This is a genomic window from Sulfurimonas sp., from assembly GCF_027056685.1.
Classification (GTDB): domain Bacteria; phylum Campylobacterota; class Campylobacteria; order Campylobacterales; family Sulfurimonadaceae; genus Sulfurimonas.
Map to the genome: position 1 here is coordinate 1 of NZ_JALUKE010000202.1, position 2,295 is coordinate 2,295.

2 protein-coding genes are annotated in these 2,295 nt (G+C 35.9%); both read right to left on the minus strand.

The features are described 5' to 3' along the window. A partial coding sequence (locus MVY38_RS08915) for a 4Fe-4S dicluster domain-containing protein (RefSeq protein WP_297485371.1) occupies window positions 1-311 on the minus strand: 311 nt, incomplete at its 3' end. Next, the coding region (locus MVY38_RS08920) for a molybdopterin-dependent oxidoreductase (protein WP_297485373.1) at window positions 311-2,295 on the minus strand (1,985 nt) is incomplete at its 5' end. The genes MVY38_RS08915 and MVY38_RS08920, both read right to left, overlap by 1 nt.

Consider the following 2,295-nt stretch of genomic DNA (forward strand, 5'->3'; position numbering starts at 1 on the left):
ATACAAGCCCTTGTTAAATCACATAAATCTTTATGGAGTCTGACAATTCCATTGTCATCTCTATAAATTGCTCCATTTGGGCATGCTGCCATACATGGAGCATCTTGACACTCTTGGCACTGCATCTGCATAAACTCTACTTTATCTCTATCAAGATTCCAAAAATCTCCAGAAACCTCTGCATCTTCTTGAATCCAAAGGCGATGATTTTTTGCACCTAAATCTATACCATTTTCCTCTTTGCAAGCCACTTCGCAAGCGTGGCAGTTTATGCAGAGTTTATAGTCAAACGCCATCCCATAGTTTGCCATTACAATTTCCTTAATGTTACATTTGTCTCATGCATTGTTGCACAGCCATAGATCTTTTCAAATTTATCTTCAATTATCATATTATCACTTGCACCTTTTGCATAGGCATTTGTCATCTCTTGTGAATCTATACCAAATCCATGTGGAATCCAAAGGACATTTGGTGCTATTTTATTTGTTGGATTAGCTTTGATGACTATGCTAGAGACACTACTCATAACAACAACACTATCTCCTCTTTCTATATCTAGTCTTTTTGCATCATTGTTATTTATCCACAAATAATTCTCTTGCTCAAAATCTTTTAGCATAACATTGTTTGCCGTTGCACTTTGAGTTGTTGTGACATATCGTCCTGTTATGACACGAAATTCATCTTCGTGTAAATTGAAATCATAAAGCTTATGCCATGTTGGCATAGCATCAAATCCCGCTTTTTCTAACTTTTTAAGGTATGCATTGACTCTGTATTTTTTATCTACTGTATAGAATCTTTTGTTTGGAGGGTAATACTCATAAAAATCATTAAAGAGCTCTTTTTGTTCATCCATATAAGGGTACCAAACGCCCTTTTCTTTAAGTGATTCATACACTTTTTTACCAAACTGTTTAGTGATGAGTCTTTTGTTTCTTTGTGTTGTAGTGTAGCCGTAGAGTTCTGTCATATCATAGCCACCATCTACAAATGTTTTGTGCAAACCATCCTCTTTTATGCTATCTTGTAGATCTTCATCATATTTGGTACTTACATGAAATAAAGGAACTGAAAGTTTTTTTCCTAATCCTTTTAAAATGTCCTGCATACTTCTACTCTCATAGAGTGGCTCTATCACTTGGTTTCGCAGGGCTAAAGAGGGCTCAAGTCTGTTAAAACTTACGACCATATCTTCACGCTCCAAGTAGGTACACTCCGGTAAAATCACATCTGCCATCATTGCAGTATCGCTTGGCATAGTATCAAGCACAACGACTAAATCCAGAATCTCAAGCATTTTTTTTGTTTTTGAAATATTTGGCATATTTTGCATAAGGTTATGCTTTCTTATAAACATTGCTTTTACAGGATAGGGTGCCGTTTTATCAAGCACTTTTTGACGAAAATTTAACCAACTTCCACCTTTTTGTGAACCATAGACTATGCCATCTAAATCAAATCTGCCTTGAGCATTGTCATAGATTGGTTCATTTATCTCCTCTTTATCAAGCTTAATCGCTTGTCCAAAAATAATGCCACCTTTTCTATTTATACTCCCTGCTAGTGCATTTATAAGTACCATCGCACGGCGAAGCTGAAAATCGTTTTGACTCCAAACACTTCTACGACCTAAGTAATAAAGTGGATTTGATGCTGCAAAAAATTCTCTTGTTATTTGCTCTATCTTATTTGCTGGAATATGTGTTTTACTCTCTGCCCATTTAGAAGTATATTTTTCATGGAGTATATGTGATTTTAATTTTTCAAAATCATCAAAATACTCTTTGATATATTTTTTATCATAAAGTTCTTCTTTAAACGCAATATACATCATACTCAAACAAAACGCCAAATCAGTTCCAGGGTAGAGTGGCAAATACTCATCTGCTTTTGTGGCAGTTACAGTGCAACGAGGGTCAAGCACAACAAGTTTTTGTTTGGAGTGAATCATATCAACACTATCAGGGGTGATGAGTGATTCATATCTGTTTGCACCACTAATAATCATATAGTCACTCCCTGCAACATCCATTTCACCCACATCACCGATGGTGAGTTGTGTAGCTCCTAGTTTTGTATTTAAACAGATGCTCCCTTCATCTAAAAAGTTTGCACTTCCTAGTTTTGAGCCAAAAAATTTGATGTATTCATCTTTGTTAAAGCCCTCTCCATTACAGTATGCGACAGTAGAACGGTTGTCTTTTTGCTCATCTATAATTTTGACTAACTTCTCTTTGATGTACTCATATGCTTCATCCCAAGTGGCTCTCTTATATCGTCCATCACCTC